Annotated in this window: 25 protein-coding genes; 4 read left to right on the top strand and 21 right to left on the bottom strand. The window is 59.7% G+C overall.

Annotation, left to right across the window (positions count from 1 at the left end; translation table 11 throughout):
* Positions 1-23 precede the first annotated feature (23 nt).
* From MLC70_RS12905 to MLC70_RS12825, 17 genes are all read right to left on the bottom strand, one after another.
* Positions 24-599, bottom strand: coding sequence for a chalcone isomerase family protein (locus MLC70_RS12905; RefSeq protein WP_248184369.1), 576 nt, complete (start codon positions 597-599; stop codon positions 24-26).
* Between the two features lie 200 nt (positions 600-799).
* A complete protein-coding gene (rpoS, locus tag MLC70_RS12900; RefSeq protein ID WP_248184367.1) occupies positions 800-1,798 on the bottom strand; it encodes an RNA polymerase sigma factor RpoS in 999 nt (332 codons plus the stop codon).
* A gap of 197 nt (positions 1,799-1,995) precedes the next feature.
* Positions 1,996-2,781, bottom strand: a complete 786-nt coding sequence (locus MLC70_RS12895) for a peptidoglycan DD-metalloendopeptidase family protein (RefSeq protein ID WP_248184530.1) — start codon at positions 2,779-2,781, stop codon at positions 1,996-1,998.
* Positions 2,782-3,067: 286 nt separating this feature from the next.
* Complete coding sequence (locus MLC70_RS12890; protein WP_486626568.1) at positions 3,068-4,012, bottom strand: polyprenyl-phosphate transporter; 945 nt, start codon at positions 4,010-4,012, stop codon at positions 3,068-3,070.
* Positions 4,009-4,665 (bottom strand): protein-L-isoaspartate(D-aspartate) O-methyltransferase, encoded by a 657-nt coding sequence (locus tag MLC70_RS12885; protein WP_248184366.1) that lies wholly within the window; start codon positions 4,663-4,665, stop codon positions 4,009-4,011. The genes MLC70_RS12890 and MLC70_RS12885 overlap by 4 nt, the downstream gene beginning before the upstream one ends.
* Positions 4,665-5,429, bottom strand: coding sequence for a 5'/3'-nucleotidase SurE (gene surE, locus MLC70_RS12880; RefSeq protein WP_248184363.1), 765 nt, complete (start codon positions 5,427-5,429; stop codon positions 4,665-4,667). Before surE ends, MLC70_RS12885 begins: the two co-directional genes overlap by 1 nt.
* A gap of 70 nt (positions 5,430-5,499) precedes the next feature.
* On the bottom strand, positions 5,500-6,588 hold the full coding sequence (gene truD, locus MLC70_RS12875) for a tRNA pseudouridine(13) synthase TruD (RefSeq protein WP_248184360.1): 1,089 nt from the start codon (positions 6,586-6,588) through the stop codon (positions 5,500-5,502).
* On the bottom strand, positions 6,585-7,064 hold the full coding sequence (gene ispF / locus MLC70_RS12870) for a 2-C-methyl-D-erythritol 2,4-cyclodiphosphate synthase (RefSeq protein WP_248184358.1): 480 nt from the start codon (positions 7,062-7,064) through the stop codon (positions 6,585-6,587). Before ispF ends, truD begins: the two co-directional genes overlap by 4 nt.
* Before the next feature lie 29 nt (positions 7,065-7,093).
* Positions 7,094-7,795, bottom strand: coding sequence for a 2-C-methyl-D-erythritol 4-phosphate cytidylyltransferase (gene ispD, locus MLC70_RS12865; protein WP_248184356.1), 702 nt, complete (start codon positions 7,793-7,795; stop codon positions 7,094-7,096).
* A 9-nt stretch (positions 7,796-7,804) separates the two neighbouring features.
* A complete protein-coding gene (locus tag MLC70_RS12860; RefSeq protein ID WP_248184354.1) occupies positions 7,805-8,077 on the bottom strand; it encodes a septum formation initiator family protein in 273 nt (90 codons plus the stop codon).
* A gap of 202 nt (positions 8,078-8,279) precedes the next feature.
* Complete coding sequence (gene eno / locus MLC70_RS12855) at positions 8,280-9,575, bottom strand: phosphopyruvate hydratase (RefSeq protein ID WP_248184351.1); 1,296 nt, start codon at positions 9,573-9,575, stop codon at positions 8,280-8,282.
* An 84-nt stretch (positions 9,576-9,659) separates the two neighbouring features.
* Entirely contained in the window at positions 9,660-10,505 is an 846-nt protein-coding gene (kdsA, locus tag MLC70_RS12850; protein WP_248184349.1) for a 3-deoxy-8-phosphooctulonate synthase, read from the bottom strand.
* A gap of 2 nt (positions 10,506-10,507) precedes the next feature.
* Complete coding sequence (gene pyrG, locus MLC70_RS12845; RefSeq protein WP_248184344.1) at positions 10,508-12,136, bottom strand: CTP synthase; 1,629 nt, start codon at positions 12,134-12,136, stop codon at positions 10,508-10,510.
* Between the two features lie 88 nt (positions 12,137-12,224).
* Positions 12,225-13,583, bottom strand: a complete 1,359-nt coding sequence (gene tilS, locus MLC70_RS12840) for a tRNA lysidine(34) synthetase TilS (RefSeq protein ID WP_248184340.1) — start codon at positions 13,581-13,583, stop codon at positions 12,225-12,227.
* Positions 13,567-14,520 (bottom strand): acetyl-CoA carboxylase carboxyl transferase subunit alpha, encoded by a 954-nt coding sequence (gene accA / locus MLC70_RS12835; RefSeq protein ID WP_248184338.1) that lies wholly within the window; start codon positions 14,518-14,520, stop codon positions 13,567-13,569. Before accA ends, tilS begins: the two co-directional genes overlap by 17 nt.
* 179 nt (positions 14,521-14,699) lie before the next feature.
* Positions 14,700-18,182 carry a DNA polymerase III subunit alpha gene (gene dnaE / locus MLC70_RS12830; RefSeq protein WP_248184527.1) on the bottom strand — a complete coding sequence of 1,161 codons (3,483 nt, stop codon included), beginning with the start codon at positions 18,180-18,182 and terminating at the stop codon, positions 14,700-14,702.
* A gap of 44 nt (positions 18,183-18,226) precedes the next feature.
* Entirely contained in the window at positions 18,227-18,694 is a 468-nt protein-coding gene (locus tag MLC70_RS12825) for a TlpA family protein disulfide reductase (RefSeq protein ID WP_248184335.1), read from the bottom strand.
* Between the two features lie 69 nt (positions 18,695-18,763).
* Between MLC70_RS12825 and arsC the strand changes: the two genes are divergently transcribed.
* The 4 genes from arsC to tfpB are packed head-to-tail and all read left to right on the top strand — an operon-like array spanning position 18,764 to position 21,940.
* Entirely contained in the window at positions 18,764-19,117 is a 354-nt protein-coding gene (gene arsC, locus MLC70_RS12820; RefSeq protein ID WP_248184334.1) for an arsenate reductase (glutaredoxin), read from the top strand.
* A gap of 13 nt (positions 19,118-19,130) precedes the next feature.
* Positions 19,131-19,733: an NAD(P)H:quinone oxidoreductase gene (gene wrbA / locus MLC70_RS12815; protein ID WP_248184333.1), complete on the top strand. Its 603-nt coding sequence runs from the start codon at positions 19,131-19,133 to the stop codon at positions 19,731-19,733.
* Positions 19,734-19,777: 44 nt separating this feature from the next.
* Entirely contained in the window at positions 19,778-20,146 is a 369-nt protein-coding gene (locus MLC70_RS12810; RefSeq protein ID WP_248184331.1) for a DUF2069 domain-containing protein, read from the top strand.
* Positions 20,147-20,158: 12 nt separating this feature from the next.
* A complete protein-coding gene (tfpB, locus tag MLC70_RS12805) occupies positions 20,159-21,940 on the top strand; it encodes a type IV pilus assembly ATPase TfpB (protein WP_427902108.1) in 1,782 nt (593 codons plus the stop codon).
* 5 nt (positions 21,941-21,945) lie between these two features.
* Here tfpB and MLC70_RS12800 read toward each other — a convergent pair whose 3' ends face one another.
* The 4 genes from MLC70_RS12800 to MLC70_RS12785 are packed head-to-tail and all read right to left on the bottom strand — an operon-like array spanning position 21,946 to position 24,933.
* Positions 21,946-23,004 carry a DUF3080 domain-containing protein gene (locus tag MLC70_RS12800; RefSeq protein WP_248184327.1) on the bottom strand — a complete coding sequence of 353 codons (1,059 nt, stop codon included), beginning with the start codon at positions 23,002-23,004 and terminating at the stop codon, positions 21,946-21,948.
* 56 nt (positions 23,005-23,060) lie between these two features.
* Positions 23,061-23,753 carry an acireductone synthase gene (gene mtnC / locus MLC70_RS12795; protein ID WP_248184325.1) on the bottom strand — a complete coding sequence of 231 codons (693 nt, stop codon included), beginning with the start codon at positions 23,751-23,753 and terminating at the stop codon, positions 23,061-23,063.
* The gene (locus MLC70_RS12790; RefSeq protein WP_248184322.1) at positions 23,753-24,310 is read right to left on the bottom strand and encodes a 1,2-dihydroxy-3-keto-5-methylthiopentene dioxygenase; all 558 of its coding nucleotides are present in this window, start codon (positions 24,308-24,310) and stop codon (positions 23,753-23,755) included. The genes mtnC and MLC70_RS12790 overlap by 1 nt, the downstream gene beginning before the upstream one ends.
* Entirely contained in the window at positions 24,310-24,933 is a 624-nt protein-coding gene (locus MLC70_RS12785) for a methylthioribulose 1-phosphate dehydratase (protein WP_248184320.1), read from the bottom strand. The genes MLC70_RS12790 and MLC70_RS12785 overlap by 1 nt, the downstream gene beginning before the upstream one ends.
* Positions 24,934-24,942: the final 9 nt, after the last annotated feature.

Here is a 24,942-nt window from a genome sequence, read left to right as displayed (position 1 = left end):
CGGCAGCAATACACGCTCTGAGACTATCGCTGACCCAGCATTTTCTCTTTCAGATCTTTCTGCGCCGGCTTGTCAGACAGCCAGATACCAAACAGCGCTTTTTTGAATTGCAGATCCCCGACGGTATCACGAACCTCGCCATTTTTCAGGACCCGTACGCCCTCTGTCGGCAGGTAAACCAGATCGAACACATCCCCTTCCTTGATCTCTTCCTCGAAGACCGACAGGAACTGGTCCACATCGCTCTGAATGGCCGAAAGATCGCCGTCGGTCGAGCTTACAAAACCCTCCATGGTCGCTTCGGTCATGCGCTCGCTGGTAATCATCCCTGAGATAATGTGCAGGGTAATAGCCTGGGGCTCGTCCGCATTGATGATCGCTTCGCCGTCATCAATGGTTTCCGGCACGTACAGGCCGCCAACGTAGAGGTCCATGAACCATTTTGAACGGGTACCTGCTCCGTTCAGCTTGAGCTCAGTGTTCATGGCAGGATAGGTGTCCGGGACGTCGACACCTTCCACCGTCAGGGCTGACGCCGGTGCTGCCAGGGCAGCGGTCAATAGCAGTGAGACAAAGCCTGTTGATAGAGCCTTCTTCATCGTCCTTTCCTTTTCAGTCGTTTTTATGAGATTTTTTTAGTTGTTCTACCGGGTGTCGACAGCCGTTCCCTGCCCGGAACGCCATTCTAGCAGGGGGGCACGCGGCTTTGCTTAACCTGGTTCTCATTTGAGGGGTCACTGAAACAGAAAAGCCGGCCACTTTCCATGGCCGGCTTTAGAGGATGACAGAACGCTAACCTTTACTTGAACAACAGGGTGCCGGACAAGCCTTCTTTTTCCAGGATCTCCCGCAGGCGACGCAGCGCCTCAACCTGAATCTGTCGCACACGCTCCCGGGTCAGACCGATTTCCTGCCCGACCTCCTCCAACGTACTGACCGGATAACCCCGCAGACCGAACCGGCGAGAGAGTACCTCCTGCTGCTTGTCGCTGAGCTGATCAATCCACTTCTCGACACAGGAACACATGTTGTTGTCCTGCAGCAGATCGGCGGGGTCTGACGCGCCTTCATCGGCGACGGTGTCCAGCAAAGACTTCTCACCGCCAGCACCGAGGGGTGTGTCCATGGATGCCACCCGCTCGTTCAGGCCGAGCATGCGCTTCACATCGTTCACCGGCTTGTCGACCATGCGGGCAATTTCTTCCGCCGACGGCTCGTGATCCAGCTTCTGGGTCAGTTCACGGGCGGCACGGAGGTAAAGATTTAATTCCTTGACCACGTGAATCGGTAACCGGATCGTCCGGGTCTGATTCATGATGGCCCGCTCAATGGTCTGGCGAATCCACCAGGTCGCGTAGGTGGAAAAGCGGAAACCGCGTTCGGGATCGAATTTCTCGACGGCGCGAATCAAACCGAGGTTGCCCTCTTCGATCAGATCCAGCAGCGTCAGACCGCGGTTGACGTATCGCCTCGCTATTTTCACCACCAGCCGCAGGTTACTCTCGATCATGCGCTTACGACCGGACTCCTCGCCCTTGCGGGCCAGTCTGGCAAAGTAGACTTCTTCTTCAGGAGTAAGCAGTGGAGAGAAACCAATCTCGTTCAGATAAAGCTGAGTCGCATCGAGTTGTTTCTGGCTGGTGAAATAACGGCCCTGGGCCGGAATTCCTTCTTGGACTTCTGCCACCTCGGTGTCAGAAGTGTCTTTCTCGACCTTGTCTTCCGCCAGAAGCTGTTCTTCGGCGTCTTCAATATCGCTCACGCGGTCGATGATGAGTTCATCTTGTTCTGCTGACATGTCTTTTGCCCCGCCTGTCTATCATCCTGGTTTGTCGCTCACGACTTCTTATTATTGTGAGCGCCTGCTGTATTCGCTTTTTTCAGGACATTTAGCTATTGGCTGGTTACAACCCCTGTAACCCTTGTTTTTGTTGTTCACTGTCGGCTGTTTCTGTCAGTGCCGGGTTTTCCCTTTCGCTGGCTAGCGTTTCACGGTCAGCGTGGCGGCAGGTAATGCATGGGATCTACCGGATTGCCATTCCTACGAATTTCAAAATGCAATTTGGGCCGATCCGAACCGCTGCTTCCGAGCTCTGCGATAACCTGCCCGGCTTTTACATCCTCCCCTTCCTGCACCAGAATCTTGCGGTTGTGGGCGTAAGCACTCAGATAGTGCTCGTTATGGTTCACAATAATCAGATTGCCGTAACCAAGCAATCCACTTCCGGCGTATACCACGTTGCCGCCGGCCGCTGCTTTTACAGCATCCCCCGGTTTTCCAGCAATATCAACACCTTTATTGACTTTACCGGAGGTTGAGTAACCTGCAATTACGGTGCCAACGTGCGGCCAGCGCCAGTTTATGCTCGACACCGTCTGGGTCTGATTGCCAATGGGCGACTGTTTATTCGGCGCTTTCGAAACCCTGGGCTTTGATTGCGGCTTGGGTGGCGTCTTGGCCACCGTCGGTGTGGGGGGCTTCGCGGCAGGCTTGCGGACGCTTCCAGTCTGCGTTCCGGCGGTGACCTTTCCGCGAACATCCAGGCGCAGCACCTGGCCGGCTCTCAGGGTCCATGGGGCGTCAATACCATTGGCGCTACCGAGTTCGCGGTAGTCCCGCCCGTAGCGCCAGGCAATGCTGTACAGAGTTTCTCCCGGCTTCACCACATGGCGCCCCCAGAAGACCGGTGGGTTGTAGGCGTCGTCCTGGTAAATAGCGCTGGTATTGCAGCCGGTCAATAACAATGGCGTAGCCACCAGCACCAACACGATTGGAATCAGAGCACAGCGGCGAGAAGAGAAGACAGACAACAGGACGTTCCTGGCACCGGAAAGGAGCCGAAGACAGGCTGATAAGCCAGCTTGGGGAAACCCACGCGAACAAAATCTCACAGGTATAAGAACTGTCCTGTTATGAAAATTCCGTATGAACAATACGGCAGATTCTAAAGTTGTTGGAGTAACTCACTAATATATTGCACATTTTATAGCCAATGCCAAGTTACTCTGCGGCCACATCTGTTACCGGTTCACACACGACGACTGATCGAAAAGTAACACCACCCCCTCACCCGGCGCGGTTGCGGGAGCCAATCCACTCCACCAGCAACACCAGGGCAAAGCCGCCAACAGCCATGGTCACCGCCAGCATAAGCTGCGGATCAAGACCGGTAATATCGGCATAGTAGCCAGGGCTGACACTGGCCTCATTCAGCGCGACCTGCTCTCCGGAACTGTTGGTTCGCCAGCTCAGGGTTTCCTTCCAGGGCCAGACTTTGTTGAGGGCACCGATCATGAAACCGGTCAGCAGCGCCAACACCGGATCATGAAAGTGGTGAAACGCCCAGGTGATGAGCCGCGCGATGGAGAGGATGCCAATGACACACCCGGAAGCGAACAACAGCAGAAGTCCCACTTCAAGGTGACGGATTGCATCAAGAACCGGCGCATACATCCCGATAATGACGAGAATGAAACTGCCGGAAATACCCGGAAGGATCATGGCACAAATTGCCAGGGCGCCCGCCCCGAAGAAGACCAGCCCGGACGGGTCGACCTGACCGGCCGGCAGGGTGGTCACCCCCCAGGCAAAAGCGATTCCGGCGGCCAACGGAAGCAGCAGAAAGGCGGAGAAAGACCGGATCTGACGGCCGACATGCCAGACCGACGCTACAATCAGCCCGAAAAAGAAACTCCAGATCAGAATGGGATGCTCGTTCAGGGCATAGCTGATGGCCGAGGCCAGTGTCGCGATGCTCATCAGTATGCCCACCAGCAGGCACACCAGGAAATTGCCGTCACAACGCCGCCAGAAGCCCTTCAGATCACCGCGGAAGAGCGAGCCGATGACGGCTCCGGGCACCGCGTTAATAGCCTCTAGCAAGCGGAAATAAATGCCCGTGATAAACGCGATGGTGCCACCGGAGACTCCGGGCACGATGTCCGCTGCGCCCATGGCCATGCCCCGCAGGAACACCGCGGGCAGACGATGCTCTCGCTGCGGGTCGGTCACCGTATGACCCCGCCAAGCAGGGGTACGAAATTCACGGCTTCTATTCGAGTGATCTCGAAGCTGTCGCCGCGGCGAACCATTTTCACCAGGGTCTGATCAGTTTCACCTACCGGCGCCACGATGACGCCGCCGTCTGCCAGTTGTGATTTCAGTTCAGGCGGGATTTCCTTGGGCGCTGCGGTCAACATAATACCGTCGAAAGGGCCTTTGTCGGGCCAGCCCATGCCACCATCCGCGTGCTTGAGCAGCGTGTTGCGCAGCTCAAGCTGGCGCAACCGGTCACGCGCCCGGTCCTGCAGGGGTTTGATCCGCTCAACACTGAACACCAGATCCACGAGGCGCGCCAGGATGGCGGTCTGGTAGCCGGAGCCGGTGCCGAGCTCAAGCACCCGGGCCGGCTCATGCTGCATCAGAATCTCGGTCATCCTGGCAACAATGTAGGGCTGGGAGAGTGTCTGGTTATAGCCGATGGGCAGCGAGGTATCCTCATAGGCACGATGAGAGAGTGCCTCATCCAGAAATATGTGGCGAGGCATATCTCCCATAACCGCCAGTACCTTTTCATCTTTTATGCCCGCATCACGCAAGCGCTGAATCAGACGCATACGGGTTCGGCGGGAAGTCATGCCAATGCCCTGGTGCTCTGCAACCATCACGATTTCTCCCCGGCGTTCACGTCGTCGACCCACTCTCGTAACGGTGACAGCGCCTCGTGGCGTGTCATGTCGACATGAACCGGGGTGATTGACACGTAGTTTTCACGCACCGCATGGAAATCTGTACCCGGACCGGCATCGCTGCCCTGCCCGGCGGCGCCGATCCAGTAGCGTTCCTTGCCTCGGGGGCACGTCATGGGGATGGCACCCTCGGCACGATCCCGGTGACCCAGGCGGGTCACCCGGAACCCGGCGATTCTGTCCCAGGGCACATCCGGTACGTTGACGTTCAGGATGCAGCGTGGACCCAGTGCCAACGGCTTTTTCCCCTCCAGGAGCATCCGTACCACACGGGCCGCGGTTGCGTAATGGAAGTGCCCTTCATTGACCAAAGACACCGCAATCGCCGGCAACCCCAGATTTCGGCCCTCGGTGGCAGCGGCGACGGTTCCAGAGTAGATGATGTCGTCACCGAGATTCGCGTGGGTGTTGATACCCGACACAACCCGGTCGAACGGTTGGCTGAAAAGGCCATTCACCGCCAGGTGGACACAGTCCGTGGGTGTTCCGTCTACCGACCGGAACCCGTTCGGGTGTTCTTCAACCGTGAGCGGTCGGCTCAGGGTCAGGGCATTACTGGCGCCGCTGTGATCCCGGTCCGGGGCAACAACTTCCAGCTCACCAATACCCGCCAGGCCCTCATACAACGCCTGAAGACCCGGTGAATGAACACCGTCATCGTTGGATAACAGTATGCGCACAATTTTCTCCGCTAGCCTTTGCACTCCGGGTCATCGCATCTGGCTACAGATTACCCGCCCGGATATTTTTCTATGCGGGGTCTGATGCCCCGTCTCGTAATTCGAATACGTCCGCCAGTACGGTCGTGGCGTATTGCCCGGGCGCCAGCCAAAAGCCGATTTCCAGCACGCCTTCCTGCAACCATTGCCACTGCAACGCCTGCGGCAGCGCAATCAGGGGCCGACGCTCGGGCTTCATCCGGGTCACCGAAAACAGGGCCTCAAGCCCCGGTGTCCGGGACACGATGTCCCGTTCCAACGCGCCCTGGCCGGCGACCGCTGCGGTTCCACCGTCCCCCCAGAGAGGACCGGTTGCCCGGTCTGCATCGGAACCGGGTTCGCCGTCCATCGCCTGGCGCCAGTTGCCGTCGGCAACGCGGCTGGCCAGCACTTCATTGAACAGCCACGACCGGGCAGCAGAAAAGTACAATACGTTTTTACTGTCCTGACTGCCAGAGCCCTTGCGACCGCGGCTGCCTTTTTTCCCGCCTTTGCGGCCGGACCGATTGAGCCTGGTCGGGTCCACGGTCAGCGCCCGATCGAGGTTGGCACCGTCATGACCGAACCGCTGGGGGCCGAAATAATTCGGAGCACCAAAGTTGGCCAGTGTCGACAACGCTTCATCAATAGCGGCGCGGTCACCACGAACATCACGCAGGGTGATTCCGAAACGGTTGCCCCGGTGGTCACCCCGGCGCAACTTGCGCACGAAGCGGTTGCTGGCAACTACCTGCCATCGCTCGCTAACCTGGCCGATGAACTCCTCGTCCTCAGCTTCCAGCCCCGGGCGGTAAAGGCTGAACCATTGACGGGTCACCGCATGCCGGTCCTTGAGCCCGCAGAATCCCACGTCGAAATGACGACAACCCGACAACAGAGCCAGTTGCCGAGCCACGTATTCGGTGTTGTCACCGGTCTTCTCGAGAAACACACAAAGGTGTTCGCCACCGGCCTCTTGCCGCTCCGGATTGCCCCCCTCGGGAAATCCGGTCATACCAAGATCTTCAACCACCCGAAAGTCCGCCGGCGCGCTTTTGAGCAAGGCGGAGGCGATCCGTGTTCCACGCGACGTTGGCCAGTCCAGCCGCCAGCCCGCCAGGTTATCGGATGGAGTGCTCACGAGGTCACCGCTTCCAGCAGGCAGATTGCCTGGCTTGCAATACCCTCACTGCGGCCGGTAAAGCCCAGCTTTTCTGTCGTGGTCGCTTTCACACTGACACGACTGGCGGGAATGCCAAGATCTTCGGCAATGTTCAAACGCATCGCTTCCGCATGAGGAGCCATTCTGGGTGCCTGGGCAATGACCGTGGTGTCTACATTCACCACGCTGTAACCTTCCTCGCGCACTCTGGCCACCACGCGCCGGAGCAGATCACGACTGTCGGCGCCTGCCCACTCGTCGCTGGTGTCCGGAAACAGGTGGCCGATATCGCCGAGTGCGACCGCACCCAGCAAGGCGTCGGCCAGCGCATGCAAAAGCACATCACCATCAGAGTGCGCTTTCAGCCCCTGGTGATGCGGGATACGCACGCCGCCGAGGGTAACAAAATCGCCGTCACAGAAGGCGTGGACATCAAAGCCCTGACCAATACGCATAAGTGAACTTCCCGGAAAATGCAGGTGTTTCAGAACTGGCTGAGAATGAAGCTCGCCAGGGCAAGATCCGCCGGGACCGTAATCTTGATGTTGTCCGGCCGACCCTCTACCAATTCCGGTATGTTACCTGAAAACTCGACAGCTGAGGATTCATCCGTGATCGGGTGTCCGGCTTGCAGGGCATGCTCGAGTGCCGCAACCAGCGTCGAGTAGCGGAACATCTGAGGGGTCAGGGCGCGCCACAGATTGCTGCGATCAACGGTTTCCAGAACCTGCGGTGGGTGGGAGTCATTGCTGCGCTTGATGGTATCCGCCACCCGCGCCGCCAGCAGACCGCCCACACGGTGATCGCGAAGACCCGCCATCAACCGGGCAAGGTCATCCCGGTGCAAGCACGGGCGCGCCGCGTCATGAACCAGTATCCAGTCGTCATCCGCCGCCTGCCCTGCCAGCGCCGAAAGCGCTGCCAGCACCGAGTCGGCACGCTCGGAGCCACCCGGGCAGGATTGAACACAGGGATTCTTGCTGGCTTCCGTCGATGGCCACCAGCGATCGTCAGGGTGGAGCGCGACCACACACCCGGCAAAAGGTGCCGCGTCGAAGGTGCGGGACAAGGTAATATCGAGGATGAAGCGTTGATCAATTCTGAGGTATTGCTTCGGGCACTCGGACTGCATGCGTTGGCCTATGCCAGCGGCCGGTACAATCAACCAGAAGCGGGGGTGCGTCATGGCAACTGATCAGTTTTCCACGACCAGGAAGAACGTTTCGTCATCACGGATCAGGCCCAGGTTCATTCTGGCGCGCTCTTCGACGGCGCCCTGCTCGTTGCGCAGGTTACGCACTTCCGCATAAAGACGCTCATTGCGAACAGACAATTCCTCGTTCTCTTCCCGTTGCTCGGCAATAGACTGCTCCAGTGCCCAAACCTGCGCGAAGCTGCCCTCCCCGATCCACAGGCGGACCTGCAGCAGGAGTATCAAGACAGCCATAATGGACCAGAGCAACTTCATTGCTAATTCCGTTTATCAAACCCGAACAAAAAACCAACACCGGATGGTGAGTATAGACGCTAAAGTAGATTAACAACAAATTCTTCTAAATGGTTGTGTAAAAAGGCCATCGTGACTGAAACTTCATTCAGAACACGATGGCCTTAACATTTTGTTACCTGGGGTTGACGCTCACACAGGTAAAAAATGTGCGGGTAAGGCCTCAGCCCTGCCCTTTGATTTCACTCAGACCACGGTAGGGCGCCTTGCCGTCCAGCGCTTCTTCGATACGCAGCAACTGGTTGTACTTGGCGACACGATCGGAGCGACACAGGGAGCCGGTCTTGATCTGGCCTGCGCAAGTCGCTACCGCCAGATCGGCGATGGTGGTGTCTTCGGTTTCACCGGAACGGTGAGAGATGACCGCAGTGAAGCCCGCGTCCTGAGCCATCTTGATGGCGTCGAGGGTCTCGCTGAGGCTGCCGATCTGGTTGAACTTGATCAGGATGGAGTTGCCCACGCCCTTGTCGATACCCTGCTTGAGGATTCGGGTATTGGTGACGAACAGGTCGTCTCCGACTAACTGAACCTTGCTGCCCAGCTTGTCAGTGAGAATCTTCCAGCCGTCCCAGTCGCTCTCGTCCATGCCGTCTTCGATGGACACAATCGGATAGCGCTCGCACAGGCCTGCCAGGTAATCGGCGAAGCCTTCGGAATCAAAGCTCTTGCCCTCACCAGACAGCTGATACTGGCCGTCCTTGTAGAACTCGGAAGACGCGCAGTCCAGCGCCAGGGTGACGTCGGAACCCAGCTTGTACCCGGCCTTCTCGACCGCTTCCTGAATGACCGCCAGCGCCGCTTCGTTCGACGGCAGGTTGGGTGCAAAACCACCCTCGTCACCGACCGCGGTGTTCAGGCCCTGGGCTTTCAGCACTTTCTTCAGGCTGTGGAAGATTTCGGCGCCGATACGCAGGGCCTCACCGAAGCTCTTGGCCGCCACCGGCTGAACCATGAACTCCTGAATATCGACGTTATTGTCCGCGTGCTCACCGCCATTGAGGATGTTCATCATCGGCACCGGCATGGAGAACTTGCCAGAGGTCCCGTTGATATCGGCAATGTGCTCATAAAGCGGCTTGCCCAGAGAAATCGCCGCTGCCTTGGCGGCCGCCAGGGACACTGCAAGAATCGCGTTGGCGCCGAGGTTGCCTTTATTCTCGGTACCGTCCAGGTCCAGCATGGTGTTATCCAGACCACCCTGATCGGCGGCATCTTTCCCGACAAGTGCCTCACGGATCTTGCCATTCACCGCCCCAACGGCCTTGCGAACACCTTTGCCAAGGTAGCGGGACGCATCACCGTCACGCAGTTCCAGCGCTTCGCGGGAGCCGGTGGAAGCACCTGATGGCGCACAGGCACGACCCAGCGTTCCGTCTTCCAGAGTCACATCCGCTTCTACGGTCGGGTTACCGCGTGAATCCAGAACCTCACGGGCTTTGATGTTGGCAATCTTGGTCATTCTTCTGGCTCTCCAGGTTTTCAATGTCTTAAAGGTTTTAACTCGTTGATTCGTCTAGAGCAGGACAAAAACGAACACCGCCAATCAGGCGGTGTCGATAGGTTTAAAACTCTTAACAAGATCATCCACCGCTTTCACCCGCTGGAGGAATGGCTCCAGCTGGCTCAGGCGCAGGGCGCAGGGGCCATCGCATTTGGCCTGGTCCGGGTCCGGGTGAGCCTCCAGAAACAGGCCTGCCAGCCCCTGGGACATGCCCGCCAGCGCCAGATCCGTCACCTGGGCACGGCGGCCACCGGCGGAATCGGCGCGGCCACCCGGCATCTGCAGGGAATGCGTCACATCGAACATCACCGGCACGTTCATCGACTTCATGATGCCGAAGCCCAGCATGTCGACCACCAGGTTGTTGTAGCCGAAGCTGCTGCCCCGCTCGCACAGGATCACCTTGTCGTTACCTGCTTCTTCGCACTTGGTGATGATGTGCTTCATTTCCTGGGGCGCCAGGAACTGGGCTTTCTTGATGTTGATCACTGCGCCGGTTTTGGCCATCGCCACCACCAGATCGGTCTGGCGGCTCAGGAATGCCGGCAACTGGATGATGTCGCAGACTTCAGCCGCAGGCGCTGCCTGAGCAGGGTCATGCACATCGGAAATGATGGGAACGCCGAACCGGCTTTTGATGTCCGCCAGTATCTGCAGGCCCTTGTCGAGCCCGGGGCCACGGAACGAGTTGACGGAGGAGCGATTGGCCTTGTCAAAGGAGGCCTTGAATACGTAGGGAATACCCAGCTTGCGGGTGGCTTCCACATACGCCTCTGCCACTTCCATGGCCAGCTCTGCCGATTCCAGAACGTTCATGCCACCGAACAGCACGAAAGGCTTGTCGTTGGCGACCTCAATACCTGCAACGTTGACCGTACTCCGGGCCATGCTCAGGATTCCTTCTTGTGGGCCAGTGCTGCCTGGACAAAGCCCTTGAACAGGGGGTGTCCGTCACGGGGTGTTGACGTGAATTCCGGATGGAACTGACACGCCACGAACCAGGGATGATCCGGAGCCTCGACCACTTCCACCAGACGACCGTCGGTCGAGCGGCCGGAAACCTGCAACCCGGCACCTTCAAGATTCGGCAGGAAATGATTGTTCACTTCGTACCGATGACGATGACGCTCACGGATGGTTTTCTTGCCGTAGCAGTTGGCAATGGTAGAGCCCTCGGTCAGCACGCAGTCCTGCGCGCCGAGGCGCATGGTGCCTCCGAGATCCGATTCCTGGGTGCGCTCTTCACGCTCGCCACTGGCATCAAGCCATTCGGTGATCAGGCCGACCACCGGTTCCGGGGTGTGCTGACGGAACTCGGTGCTGTGCGCGTCTTTCAGGCCGGCGACGTTGCGGGCGTACTCGATCACCGCAACCTGCATGCCCAGGCAGATGCCCAGGTAAGGCACCTTGTTCTCACGAGCGTACTGCACGGTACGGATTTTACCTTCCACGCCGCGCTCGCCGAAGCCGCCCGGCACCAGGATGGCGTCTGCGCTCTGCAGCACGTCGGTGCCATCACGCTCGATGTCTTCGGAATCAATGTAGTTGATATTGACCTTGGTGCGGGTCTTGATGCCCGCGTGGAGCAGGGACTCGATCAGCGACTTGTACGCGTCCAGCAACTCCATGTACTTGCCCACCATCGCGATGGTGACTTCGTTCTGGGGGTTCATCAGCGAGTCGACCACTTCATCCCACTCGCTCAGATCTGCAGGGCGGGCGTCGAGGCTGAAGCGTTCAATGACCAGCTGATCAAGGCCGTACTCGTGCAGCATCCGCGGAATCGCGTAAATGGACTTGGCGTCCTGAAGCGGAATCACCGCGCGCTCTTCCACGTTGGTGAACAGCGCAATCTTGCGACGGGAACTGGCATCCACTTCGTATTCGGAGCGGCACAGCAGAATATCCGGCTGCAGGCCGATGGAGCGCATTTCCTTCACCGAGTGCTGGGTCGGCTTGGTCTTGATTTCGCCGGCGGTGGCGATGTACGGAACCAGGGTGAGATGCATGAACAGCGCCCGCTGGGCGCCCACTTCCACCTTGAGCTGACGGCAGGCCTCGAGAAACGGCAGTGACTCGATGTCACCCACTGTGCCGCCAATCTCGATCAGCGCCACATCGGCGCCGGCTGCGCCTTCAACCACACGACGCTTGATCTCGTCGGTAATGTGAGGAATGACCTGAACGGTACCGCCGAGGTAATCACCACGGCGCTCCTTGCGGATCACTTCCTCATACACCCGGCCGGTGGTGAAGTTGTTACGCTTGCTCATGGGGGTACGAATGAAGCGCTCGTAGTGGCCCAGGTCAAGGTCGGTTTCCGCGCCGTCTTCGGTGACAAATACTTCACCGTGCTGGAACGGGCTCATGGTGCCGGGGTCCACGTTGATGTACGGGTCCAGCTTGAGAATAGTGACCTTCAGGCCGCGCGCCTCGAGGATCGCAGCCAGCGAGGCTGATGCGATACCTTTCCCCAAGGAGGACACGACACCGCCGGTGACGAAAATATAACGCGTCATGCAAATTCCGTGATTTGTCTGGTTCGGTGAAGGAGGGAGATTGTCATCTCAAGATGGGACGCCAGACTACCAGAAAGCCCCCTCTTACTCAATCACATTCCCGCTCCACAACGATGCGCCAGCCGGCAGCCGGGGCCTCCCCACAGTATCTACCGGAAAGCCACAGATCGCCAACGGCAATCAACTCACCGGCCTCCGCCGAGCCCTCGAAAACCAGCGGTATTCCGCCTCTTTCCCAGGGCGGGACACGCTGCTCCTGCAGCCATTTTTTCAGCGGTTTCGACGGGCCGTCCGGACGCGGCCGGATGCGCTCTCCCCCCTTCCTCGTAGATATCCGTATTGGCGGCGGCGTGCGGTCCGGGTTAGCTCCGGGTTGCAGCGCCAGTCGCAAGCGCCCGAGGGTGACCGGCTGTCCCGGCAACAATGGTTGCGTCACAACCGGGTCAGAGGGCTCGTCCGGCACCAGGTAGATCCAGCCATGGAATCGGCGCAGCGCGTAACCCTCACCGCAAAACTCGGGTTCTCTATCCGGCGCAGCCAGCAACAGGTCGTTGAGTGCTTGCCCCCAGTTGGCAACGGTCGGAAACCGGTATCCACCGCGGGTTATCCACCAGTGCAGCAGGTTTTTCTGCTCCACGTGGCTTAAGCCCAGCATCTGCGCCACGCGCAGCCGCCCTTCACCACCGGCAACGGAGGCGTAGTGGATCTGTGCGAGCGATGCCGCCAGCGCCTCCTGCTCGCCGCAGGCGCGCGCGCTGTGCCCCAGACGCTTGATCAGAGAGGGCCAGCGGGATTTCAGCAGGGGCATGACCGAATGACGCAGAAAATTACGGTCGTAGGTCTGATCGTTGTTGCTCGGGTCCTCCATCCACCGCAGCCCGGCCTCCCGCGCCCAGCCCTCAATCTGCCTTCTGCTGAACGTCAAAAGTGGACGGTGAAGCTGCCCCTGCCCCAGCGAACGGTTTGACGGCATGCCGGCCAGGCCGCCCACGCCACTGCCCCGCAACAACCGGAACAGCACCGTTTCGGCCTGGTCGTCACCATGATGCGCCATCAGCAGCAATTCGCCGGGCTGCAGAACACGTTCGAATACGTTGTAGCGGGCATGGCGCGCGGCTTCTTCAACACCCCCGGTGGAGGTGCCGGGGCCAAGGTTGACCGGTACCGAGACCTTCTCGACGGTCAGTGGCACACTCAATCGCGCGCACAAGTGGCGGCAGAATTGCTCCACCTCAGCGGCATTGTGTTGTAGCTGGTGATTGACGTGCACAGCCAGAACCGGCGTCCGGTCCGTGCAACAGTGAGAAATCAAGTGGAGCAGGAGAACCGAGTCGAGGCCGCCGCTGAGGGCGACCCACACTCGTGACGCATCGGGCAGGTGCCTGACGGCATCGATCAGCTCCGCCGGCCAGGAGAAATCCGCGGCGGATTTACCGCCCGGTGTCATATCGGGTCAGCCGCTCGTAACGGCGGGACACCAGCTCATCAGTGGGCAAACGACTCAGTTCGGCAACACCTTTCTTGAGCGTTGCGCGGAGCGCCTTGGACATTTTTTCCGGATTGCGGTGTGCTCCACCGAGCGGCTCCTTGATGACGTTGTCCGCCAACCCGAGATCCCTCAGGCGATCCGCAGTCACACCCATGGCTTCAGCAGCCTGGGCTGCGTACTCAGCGCTTTTCCACAGAATGGAGGCGCAGCCTTCCGGCGAGATAACCGCGTAGGTGGAATACTGCAGCATGTTGAGCTGGTCACAGACCCCGATCGCCAGCGCACCACCGGAGCCACCTTCACCGATCACCGTAGAGATAATGGGCGTTTTGAGACGCGACATCACGGCCAGGTTAAAGGCGATGGCCTCACTCTGGCCACGCTCCTCAGCCCCGATGCCCGGGTAGGCGCCTGGCGTGTCAATGAAGGTCAGGATCGGCATCTTGAACCGCTCGGCCATTTCCATCAGGCGCAGAGCCTTGCGATAACCCTCGGGGCGCGGCATGCCGAAATTACGTTTGACCTTGTCACGCACTTCCCGGCCCTTCTGATGACCAATCACCATCACCGGCTTGTCATCCAGCCGCGCAGTGCCGCCCACGATCGACAGATCATCCGCGTATCGGCGATCACCGTGCAATTCGTCGAAGTCGTCAAAGATCATTTCGATGTAATCAAGGGTGTAGGGACGGCGTGGATGGCGGGCCAGGCGCGCCACGTCCCATGGCTGCAAATCGGAAAAAATGGTTTCCGTCAGGCTGACGCTCTTGTTCTTCAGCCGGTTGATTTCATCGGAAATGTTGATGTCGGTGTCATTACCCACCATGCGAAGCTCTTCAATCTTCGCCTCCAGGTCGGCAATGGGTTGTTCGAAATCCAGATAATTAGGGTTCATGATGTTCCATCATTTGATTGCCAGACGGAAAATTCATCCCGCCAAACCAGAATTTTGGACAAAGATAGCAGCGCCCGAAGCGGGGCTAAAGCGGACATTGGTATGAGTCCGCCTCCTGACAAAACGTTAACTTATCAATATGTCAGCCGGGGCACCAGACCGAACCTTGCCGGACTACCTCAATCATAGACCAGTTCCACGGCCCGGTCGCCCATGAGGTAGCGAAGTTCCAGCAACAGGTCGTCATCAGGCTGAACTCGCCACCCTTCTCCCAGTTCTATGCGGGTACTCGCGTCATTGCTGCTGTACTCGATCCACACCGGACTGCCTTCGCAGCGGAACGGCCTCAGGGTACTGTCGAGTTTGTCGAGCAGGCCGTTCTGGAGCTGGTCCGCGTGAAGTGACAGTTTCAATCCACGGCTGAACTGTTGGCGTGCAGTGCCCACATCCATCACCGAGCTGACACGCATCTTCATCTGCCCGGAGTAATCGTCGTGGCTGACCTGCCCTTCCACCACGATGACCTGATCCGACTGCAGCAATTCCCGGTTTTCGAAAAAAGCCTCCGAGAACAGAGTCGCCTCAATGCGGGCACTGCGGTCATCCAGGGTGATGAAGCACATGGTCGAGCCGGTACGGGTCTTCATAGTGCGCTGGGCAACCACCAGACCGGCAACCCGCTGAGGGGATTTGCTGGGCTTCAGATCGGCAATGGATAAGCGCACAAAACGGCGCACTTCCCGCTCATACTCATCGAACGGGTGGCCAGTCAGATACAGGCCGAGGGTGTCTTTTTCCCCCTTCAATCGTTCTTTCTCCGGCCACTCCCGCACCCGGGCGACGTCCTCGTAGGGGTCGGCGTCACCGCTGGCCTCCAGGGTTTCACCGAACATATCCATCATGCCCACGGCATCGTTGCGGGACTGCTGACCGGCCTGCTGCACGGCCTTGTCGATACTAGCCATCAGCTGCGCACGACCAGCACCCAGTTTGTCCATGGCACCGGAGCGAATCAGCGCCTCCATGGCCCGCTTGTTAACTTTCTTCGGATCCACCCGGCGACAGAAATCGAAAATATCCTGATAGGGCTCGCCCTCGGCGCGGCCGTCCACAATGCTCTGGATCGGCCCTTCCCCGAGGCCCTTGATGGCGCCCAGCCCGTAAACAATCTGACCATCATCGTTCACCGTGAAGGTGAATTCAGAACGGCTGACATCCGGCACCAGCAGATCCAGCTTCATGTTCCGGCACTCTTCCACCAGCGTGACCACCTTGTCGGTGTTCTGCATATCGGCAGTGAGCACCGCGGCCATGAACTCCGCGGGGTAGTGGGCTTTCAGCCACAGGGTCTGATAAGACACCAACGCGTAAGCGGCCGAGTGGGACTTGTTGAAACCGTAACCGGCGAACTTTTCCACCAGGTCGAAGATGTTCTCCGCCAGGCTCTTGTTGATGCCGTTGTTTTCGCAGCCGTCGAGGAAGATCTGCTTCTGCTTGGCCATTTCCTCGGGTTTTTTCTTACCCATGGCCCGGCGCAACATGTCGGCGCCACCCAGAGTGTAGCCCGCCATCACCTGAGCGATCTGCATGACCTGCTCCTGGTAGAGGATGACCCCATAGGTGGGCTCCAGTACCGGTTTCAGGCCTTCATACTGATAGTCCGGATGCGGAAAAGACATCGGCTGACGGCCGTGCTTCCGGTCGATGAAGTCGTCCACCATGCCGGACTGCAACGGACCGGGGCGGAACAGCGCCACCAGAGCGATCATGTCTTCCAGGGAATCCGGTTGCAGTCGGCGGATCAGGTCTTTCATGCCGCGGGATTCCAGCTGGAACACCGCCGTGGTTTCCGCCTTTTTCAGCATCTCGAAAGATGGCGCGTCCACCAGCGGAATCTCGTTGATGTCCAGCGGCGCCAGCCCGCGTTTCTCGCGGCGTGGGTTGATCATCTTCAGGGCCCAGTCGATGATCGTCAGGGTGCGCAGACCGAGGAAGTCGAACTTCACAAGGCCGGCGTCTTCCACGTCGCCCTTGTCGAACTGGGTGACCAGGCTGCCACCCTCGTCGTCACAGTACAGTGGCGAGAAATCGGTAATCTTGGTGGGGGCGATGACCACCCCGCCGGCGTGCTTACCGGCGTTACGGCACACCCCTTCCAGCTTCAGGGCCATATCCCAGATTTCCTGGGCTTCCTCGTCGTTTTCAAGAAATTCGCCGAGCTGGGGCTCCTGCTCGATGGCCTTTTCCAGGGTCATGCCCGGTTCGAACGGAATCATCTTGGAGAGCTTGTCTGCCAGGCCGTAGGACTTGCCCTGCACCCGCGCCACGTCGCGCACCACCGCCTTGGCCGCCATGGTGCCGAAGGTGATGATCTGGGAGACCGCCTCGCGGCCGTACTTCTCCGCCACATAGGCAATCACCCGGTCGCGGCCCTCCATGCAGAAGTCGACGTCGAAGTCAGGCATGGAAACCCGTTCCGGGTTCAGGAAGCGCTCGAACAGCAGGTCGTATTCCAGCGGGTCGAGATCGGTGATCAGCTGGGCATAGGCCACCAGCGAGCCGGCACCGGAACCCCGGCCGGGGCCCACCGGCACGCCGTTGTTTTTCGCCCACTTGATAAAGTCCATCACGATGAGGAAGTAGCCCGGGAACCCCATCTGGATAATGATGTCCAGTTCGAAGTTCAGGCGGGTGTAATAGGCTTCCCGCTTGGCATCGTACTCGGGGTCGTCCTTGCTGAGAGTTTTCGCAAGCCGCTCCTCCAGCCCTTCTTCAGACACCTTGCGGAAGTACTCATCCATGGTCATGCCATCGGGTATCGGGTAGTTCGGCAGGAAGTATTCCCCCATGCGCACCGTTACCGAGCAGCGGCGGGCAATCTCTACGGTGTTCTCGATGGCCTCAGGAATATCGCTGAACAGCTCGATCATCTCATCGGCGCTGCGCAGGTACTGCTGGTCGCTGAAGCGGCGGTCCCGGCGGGGATCATCCAGAGTGCGACTTTCACCGATGCAGACCCGGGCCTCGTGCGCGTCGAAATCGTCCGCGTAGAGGAAGTGAACGTCGTTGGTGGCGACTACCGGTATCTCCAGCCGGTCCGCCAGCTCAACGCTCAGATGCAGGCAGTCTTCGTCGCCGGCACGGCCGGTGCGCTGCAGCTCCAGGTAATAGCTGTCCGGGTAAAGCTCGGCCCAGTAGCGGGCGCGCTCGCGGGCCAGATCCGGCTTGCCGGCGAGCAGCGCCTTGCCCACGTCGCCCATCTTGCCACCGGACAGCGCAATCAGACCGCCCGCCCGGGCTTCCAGCCAGGCCCGCTGAATGATCGGCTTGCCGAACCGCTGCCCTTCGGTGTAGCCCTGGCTGATGATTTCGGTCAGGTGCAGGTATCCGGCGTTGTCACGAGCCAGCAAGGTTAGGCGAAACGGGTTTTCAGGCTCTTCAGGGTTGTCCACCCACAGGTCAGCCCCGATGATCGGCTTCACCCCCGCGCCGGTCGCCGCCTTGTAGAAGCGCACCAGTGAGCACATATTGGACTGCTCGGTCAGCCCCACGGCTGGCATGCCCAGTTCCGCCACACGACTGACCAGCGGCTTGACCCGCACCAGCCCATCCACCATGGAGTATTCGGAGTGCACACGGAGGTGTATGAAGGTTTGCGCCATAACGTCGGGGGATTCCTGCTGTTGAATGCCAGTCACGGGTGGCCTCAGCCGCCCGTCAATTCTTTCAGTTGCTCTTCGGTCTGCGGCCCGAAACGGGTCTCTCGCAGCTCTCCGTCCGGATCAATTACAAAGGTGGCAGGCAGCGCCACGGGGGTCTTCCAGCCGAAGTCACCGCCGGGATCCTCCGCCAGCATGGTGAATTCAATGCCCATGGTGTCTCCCAGATCCACCAGTTCCTGGCCACGGACACCATCGAAGTTCACGCCCAGCACCGTGACCTCGCCGCTCTCGTTCACCCGATTCAGCTCAGGGATTTCCTCAAGGCAGGGTTTACACCACTCGGCCCAGTAATTAACCAGCACCCACTGCCCACGGAGGTCGTCCCAGTCCAGCGATTCGCCGCCAGCCTGCTCGAACTCCAGCTTTTCACAGCCGGCCAGAAACCCGAGTGCAACAATGACCAGAACGGTTGTAAACAGATTCCGACAACGAAACCTTGCAGGGTACTGCACGGGGAGTCCTCCTGTTAGACTACGGGGCATCCGGAATTCAGGACAGCCAAACTCAACTCAGGCCAGAAGATGACAGAACCGACCCGCATTTTCCACAATCCCCGCTGCTCAAAGTCCAGACAAACGCTCGAACTGCTGACAGCACGCGGTATCGAGCCAGAGATTATACGCTACCTTGAAACCCCACCGACAGAGCAGGAGCTGCGACAGATTCTGAATCGGCTGGGGCTTGAGCCGCGGCAACTGATGCGCAAGGGTGAAAAGGAGTACCGGGAACAGCACCTCGACAACGACGCCCTGAGTGAGGACGAGCTGATCCACGCCATGGTGGCGACGCCCAGATTGATTGAACGTCCGATCGTCGTTCATGGCAACAAGGCGGCCCTTGGACGCCCACCCGAAAACGTGCTGACCCTATTCTGAGCGGAGCGTAATCATGTCGTCCGAAAATGCCTACGTGCTCGTACTGTATTACAGCCGCAGCGGCCAAACGGCTGAAATGGCCAGTCAGATTGGCCGGGGCGTGGCCCGTGTCAGTGGTATGGAGGCACGCATTCGCGCAGTGCCGCCGGTATCGCCGGACACCGAATCCACCTTACCGCCGGTGCCCGATCACGGCGCACCCTATGCCAGCAAGGACGACCTGGCCCTGTGCGCGGGCCTGGCCATTGGCAGCCCGACCCGCTTCGGCAACATGGCGGCGCCACTCAAGCATTTCCTGGACGGCACCGGCGACCTTTGGCTCAGCGGTGCGCTGGCGGGTAAGCCGGCCGGGGCGTTCACCTCCACCGGCAGCCTGCATGGGGGGCAGGAAACCACCCTGCTGACCATGATGATGCCGCTGCTGCACCATGGCATGGTGCTGTGCGGCGTGCCCTACTCCGAGCAGGCCCTGAACGAGACAATGTCCGGTGGCACACCCTATGGCCCTTCGCATTGGGCCGGCACCGGCGAACAGCAGCCGCTGACGGATCATGAGAAGGCCATATGCCAGAGCTTTGGTGAGCGGCTGGGCGAACTGGCACAAAAGCTCCGCTGAACCAGCTACGGCTGACACCTAACTTTTATTGACGGAAGGCACACATGCTCTATAACCCGAAAGCCCGAGTTACCGCCAGACTGACGATTGCGCTCTACATAGCTTTACTGGCAACGCTGCTGATCACGACCTTTTACCCGGTTCAGGTTGAGGGAGTCTCGGTGTCGCTGATGCTCGCGGTAAAGCTGCTGCCCTTGCTGGCCTTTGCGGTACCGGTGTTTCGCGGCCACAACCGCGGATACATCTGGATGGCGTTTGTGGTGATCTTCTACTTTACCCAGGCTGTAGTCTCCGCCTGGCTCAGCGAAGGGGCTCCGGCGCCGCTCATCCTGACCATTCTGAGCTTCCTGCTGTTCACCGTGTCGATGGTGCACCTGAAGGTAAACCGGCCCGCCGCTCCGGCGGGCGCGTAAACGGGCATGTCCATGGGCACTGTCCGCGCACCGGCACCGCCAAGAAACACTCTGACCCTGCGTGATCTGGTCACAGCACTGGTGGCCAGTGGCGAGATTACCCAGGAGGATGCAGACCGCGTATTGCAGGCCAACATCGGCACCGATGCCCGGCAGCGGCACCCGCTGGAGCTGATCGCCCTGGCGGCCCTGAAAAGCCGGAATTCTGGCCGCACACTGGATCTGGACCGGCTGACCCAGTGGCTGGCCGACTGGGCCGGACAACCCTGGTACCACATTGATCCGCTGAAGATCGACACCCCGGCTATCGCCAGGGTGATGTCGTACGCGTTCGCCCAACGCCACGGCATCCTGGCGGTGGAAATTCGCCAGGACGAAGTACTGATCGCCAGCGCCGAACCGTTCAAGAGCGACTGGGAGGGCAACCTGCGTCAGGCGGTGCAGAAAGACATCCGCCGGGTGGTTGCCAATCCCGAAGACCTTCGCCGTTACACCGTCGAGTTCTACCAGCTGGCCAACTCCGTCAGCAAAGCCAGTGGTCGCCAGGGTGAGGGCTCGGCCCGGAACCAGAATTTCGAGCAACTGCTGGATCTGGGCGCCGGTGAAAACCCGGACGCCAACGACCAGCATGTGGTCAAGATTGTTGACTGGCTGCTGCAGTACGCGTTTGACCAGCGCGCCTCGGACATTCACATCGAGCCGCGCAGGAACGTCACCCAGGTACGATTTCGCATTGATGGCGTGCTACACAACGTCTACGAATTTCCGGAACAGGTCGGCGTGGCCGTGACCAGTCGTCTGAAAATTCTCGGGCGACTGAACGTGGCGGAAAAACGCCGCCCCCAGGACGGTCGGATCAAGACCCGCAAGCCCGACAACAGCGAAGTGGAACTTCGCCTGGCCACCATGCCCACCGCTTTCGGCGAGAAAATGGTGATGCGGATCTTTGATCCGGAAGTACTGCTGAAATCCTACGAACAACTGGGCTTCTCCCGGGAAGACCGTGAGCGCTGGCGCGACATCACCGATCGCCCCCACGGTATTGTTCTGGTGACCGGCCCGACCGGCTCCGGCAAAACCACCACCCTGTACTCCACTTTAAAACAGCTGGCCTCGCCGGAAGTGAACATCTGCACCATCGAGGACCCGATCGAGATGGTTGAACCGGCCTTCAACCAGATGCAGGTTCAGAACAACATCGAGCTGACCTTTGCTTCCGGGGTGCGGGCGCTGCTGCGCCAAGATCCGGACATCATCATGATCGGCGAGATCCGCGATCTGGAAACAGCGGAAATGGCCGTGCAGGCGGCACTGACCGGCCACCTGGTCCTGTCTACCCTGCACACCAACGATGCCCCCAGCGCCATTACCCGCCTGATGGAGCTGGGCATCCCGCCCTATCTGATCCGGGCCACGGTACTCGGGGTCATGGCACAACGGCTGGCGCGTACCCTGTGCCCGCACTGCAAAGCTCCCGGGCCGGCAGACGAGCAGGCCTGGCAGAGCCTGACCCGCCCCTGGAAAGCCGCCACGCCTGATCAGGTTTACCGGCCGGTGGGCTGCCTGGAGTGTCGCAACACCGGGTACTACGGCCGTGCCGGGGTGTATGAAATTCTCAAGCTATCGGGCGATCTCAGTGCGCGGATCACCGATCAGTGCGAGTTGGAGGAATTGCGGCTGGAAGCCTATAAAACCGGCATGAAACCCCTGCGCCTGAGCGGCGCGCAGAAAGTCGCCTCCGGCCTGACCACCATCGAAGAGATCCTGCGGGTCACACCGGAAAGCCAGCGCTAAGTCGGTCAGGCACCGGGCCGCAGGCCACATTGCTCCAGTAACGCCTGCCAGTGTTCCGTGTGCACGGCCATCGCCCGATCCAGCTCCCGCCAGATCCCCGCTTCGTCGTCGAGGGCGAGGTGGCGGCTCGACCATTCCCGGAAAGCCTCCGGCATTACCTCGCTCTGCACTTGCGCCATCTCCGACAGCGGACGGATCAGCACCTCACGAGCTCGGCTGACGTCGCTCATATAAGGCTGGATGCGGTCGATGTACACGCTGAAAAACATGTTGCGAACAATATCGGACTGATTGTTCGGTTTACCATCAAAACACAGGGGACGACCGTCGAGGCGGGTTCGGAGGATGGCCGACGCATCGTCCAGCCGGGTGATCAGCAAGTTGGCACTGTTCAGAAGCTGGCCGGCGCGGTGCTCGGCTTGCCAGCGCTGGTGAACCTCACCTACGTAATCCAGGGAATGCTCCACCTGCCCCGCCAGGAGATCATCCAGCGTGTTGTTGAGGCGCCCCACATCGGCCGAGAGGTCGGAGATGGGATTGGCCTCGGCGGCCACCGGGAAATGGCCCTTGGACAAAGTAAACAGGGTCTCGATTTCCTCTGCGCCCCAGGTTGCGTTCCAGACCGCCACCGGCAGGGAATCCCGCTTACTCTCGATCGCATCCTGCAGGCTGGCTTTGAGGTCTTCACGATCGATGTCCGGTAAACACTCACCAGCGGCTTCAATAAAACGCAGCTCATAGCGCAGCCGATTCAATGGGTCCATAACCCGCCCCATCACCGAATTGCGCTCACCGACCACATACTGCAGTTGGCAGCCGTACAGTGACAGGAAATCCAGAATGTCCATGTCGAGTTCGGGCATCTCGAGACGACGATCACGGCGGCGGGGCAGTCGCTCCAGCGGCGGGAGTTCGGACCGCACAGGCTCTGTATCGAGCACCCGAGCCACTCGCTCCACGTACTCATCCATCATGGAGTCCGCCTGCGAGAAGGGGTTACACCCCACCAACACCAAGGCGGGCGCCAGCAGCAAGCAGACCCTCGTTATTCTGTTCAGGATCACGGCGCGATCCTCCCCTGTGTCAGAGTGAACAGCCTGCCCCGTCACGGGCTGTGCCGCTAGCGCCGTTTCAGCAGGGTATCCACGTCGGCAAAATCCTTCGCAACCGCGCGCCCGGTATCCGGAATTTCGCCATCCCGAACCAGCCACACGGTGGCCATGCCGGCCTCCTGCGCCGCTGCCAGCTCCGCTTCCACATCCGAGAGAAACAGAACCGAGCTGCCCTCTACCCCGAGCTGATCCAGAATGTTGCGGTAGGATTGCGTCTCTTTTTTTGCGCCCACCCGGGTGTCGAAGTAACCCGAGAAGAACGGCGTCAGGTCGCCCGCCTCACTGAATCCGAAGATCAGTTTCTGGGCTTTGACCGACCCGGAGGAGTATACGAACAATCGCAGCCCCCGATCATGCCAGCGTTGCAGATAGTCGGCTGCATCGTCATACACATGGCCGCGGAAAGCTCCCTGCCGGTAGCCTTGTTCCCACAGCATGCCCTGGAGCGTTTTCAGAGGAGTTTCCTTTCGATCCTCACGTATCCAGCCCCGGAGAACGTCAATCAGCGCTTCAATGTCACCCCGCGGGACACCGGACACATCCGCTACCGCGTCCAGCTGCTCGGCAATGGCAGGGTCCGCGGTGTGTCCGTCACGGACAAAATCGCCCATGTGCTCGGCCGCGTAGGGAAACAGCACCTCATGCACAAACGAGATTGAACTGGTCGTGCCTTCAATGTCGGTGAGAATCACCCGGATCATCAGGCGGCCCCGGCCAGCTGTTCGTAACGGGGCAAGCGACGGGCGATGTCCTCACCGGTGAAATCCGCGACCCAGCCCTCGGGATTGGAGAACAGACGAATGCACGTGAATCTGGGCTGCGGGCCCATATCAAACCAGTGACGGGTACCGTCGGGCACGCTGATCAGATCGTTCTTCTGGCACAGTACGGCATACACCTGGTCGCCGAAATGCAGGTAAAACAGCCCCTGACCACGGACGAAGAAGCGTACCTCATCCTCACTGTGGACATGCTCGTCCAGAAACTTTTGGCGGAAGGCTTCTTTCTGGGGGTTGTCCGGATTCAGGCTGACTACGTCAGCGGTCTGGAAGCCGCATTCCCGCTTCAGCGCAGCCACTTCCTCCTGATAAGCGTCAAGAATAGCCTCGGCCGAGGCATCGTCAGGCAACTCGCGGGTCTGCCACTGCTCGAAGCGGATGCCCTTCTTGGCCAGAAGACGCCGGATCTCGTCGCTGTCCTCTGTCACCGACTGCGGATACTCGGGCTGGTTCTGATTGAAAATGCTCAGGGTGGTCATCAACGGAGCCTCATGGTTGCGAGTTCACATTCGAACAGAAATTCAAATGCTTCAACATGTCTCAGGCAGTCTGCCATGGTGCGGCCCCAGGTATAAAGACCGTGGCCGCGAATCAGGTAGCCCGGCTGTTGCGGATGATCACGGAACCACTGCGCGGTACGGCCGGCGAGGTCCGGAATATCCTGAGTGTTGTCGAACACCGGTACCTGCAGACTGGCATCGTGGGTGTCCTGACCGGGAAAGGCTTTCTGCAACTCGTAACCCTCCAGGATCAGGGGCTGATCCGGCGGCAACAGGCGGCTCAGAACCGTGGCATTGACCGAATGGGTGTGCAGCACCGCACCCACCTCCGGAAACACCCCGTAGAGCACCGTGTGCAGCAGCGTCTCCGCGGAGGAGCGGCACTGGCTCTGCACTGGCTGGCCGGCCAGATCCACCACCATCACATCACCGGCCGCCAGCTCGCCCTTGTGGCGCCCGGATACGGTAATGGCAATGTGGTGGTCGTCGAGCCTCGCAGAATAGTTACTGCTGGTGGCCGGGGACCAGCCGCGGCCATACAAAAAGCGCCCGGCATCGACAATGGACTGGGCCGCCTCGGCGTAACGGGTTACATCAAACAATGGCAGTCT

The sequence above is a fragment of the Marinobacter goseongensis genome (assembly GCF_023156235.1).
Lineage (GTDB): Bacteria > Pseudomonadota > Gammaproteobacteria > Pseudomonadales > Oleiphilaceae > Marinobacter > Marinobacter goseongensis.
This window is presented reverse-complemented; position numbering and strand designations above follow the sequence as displayed.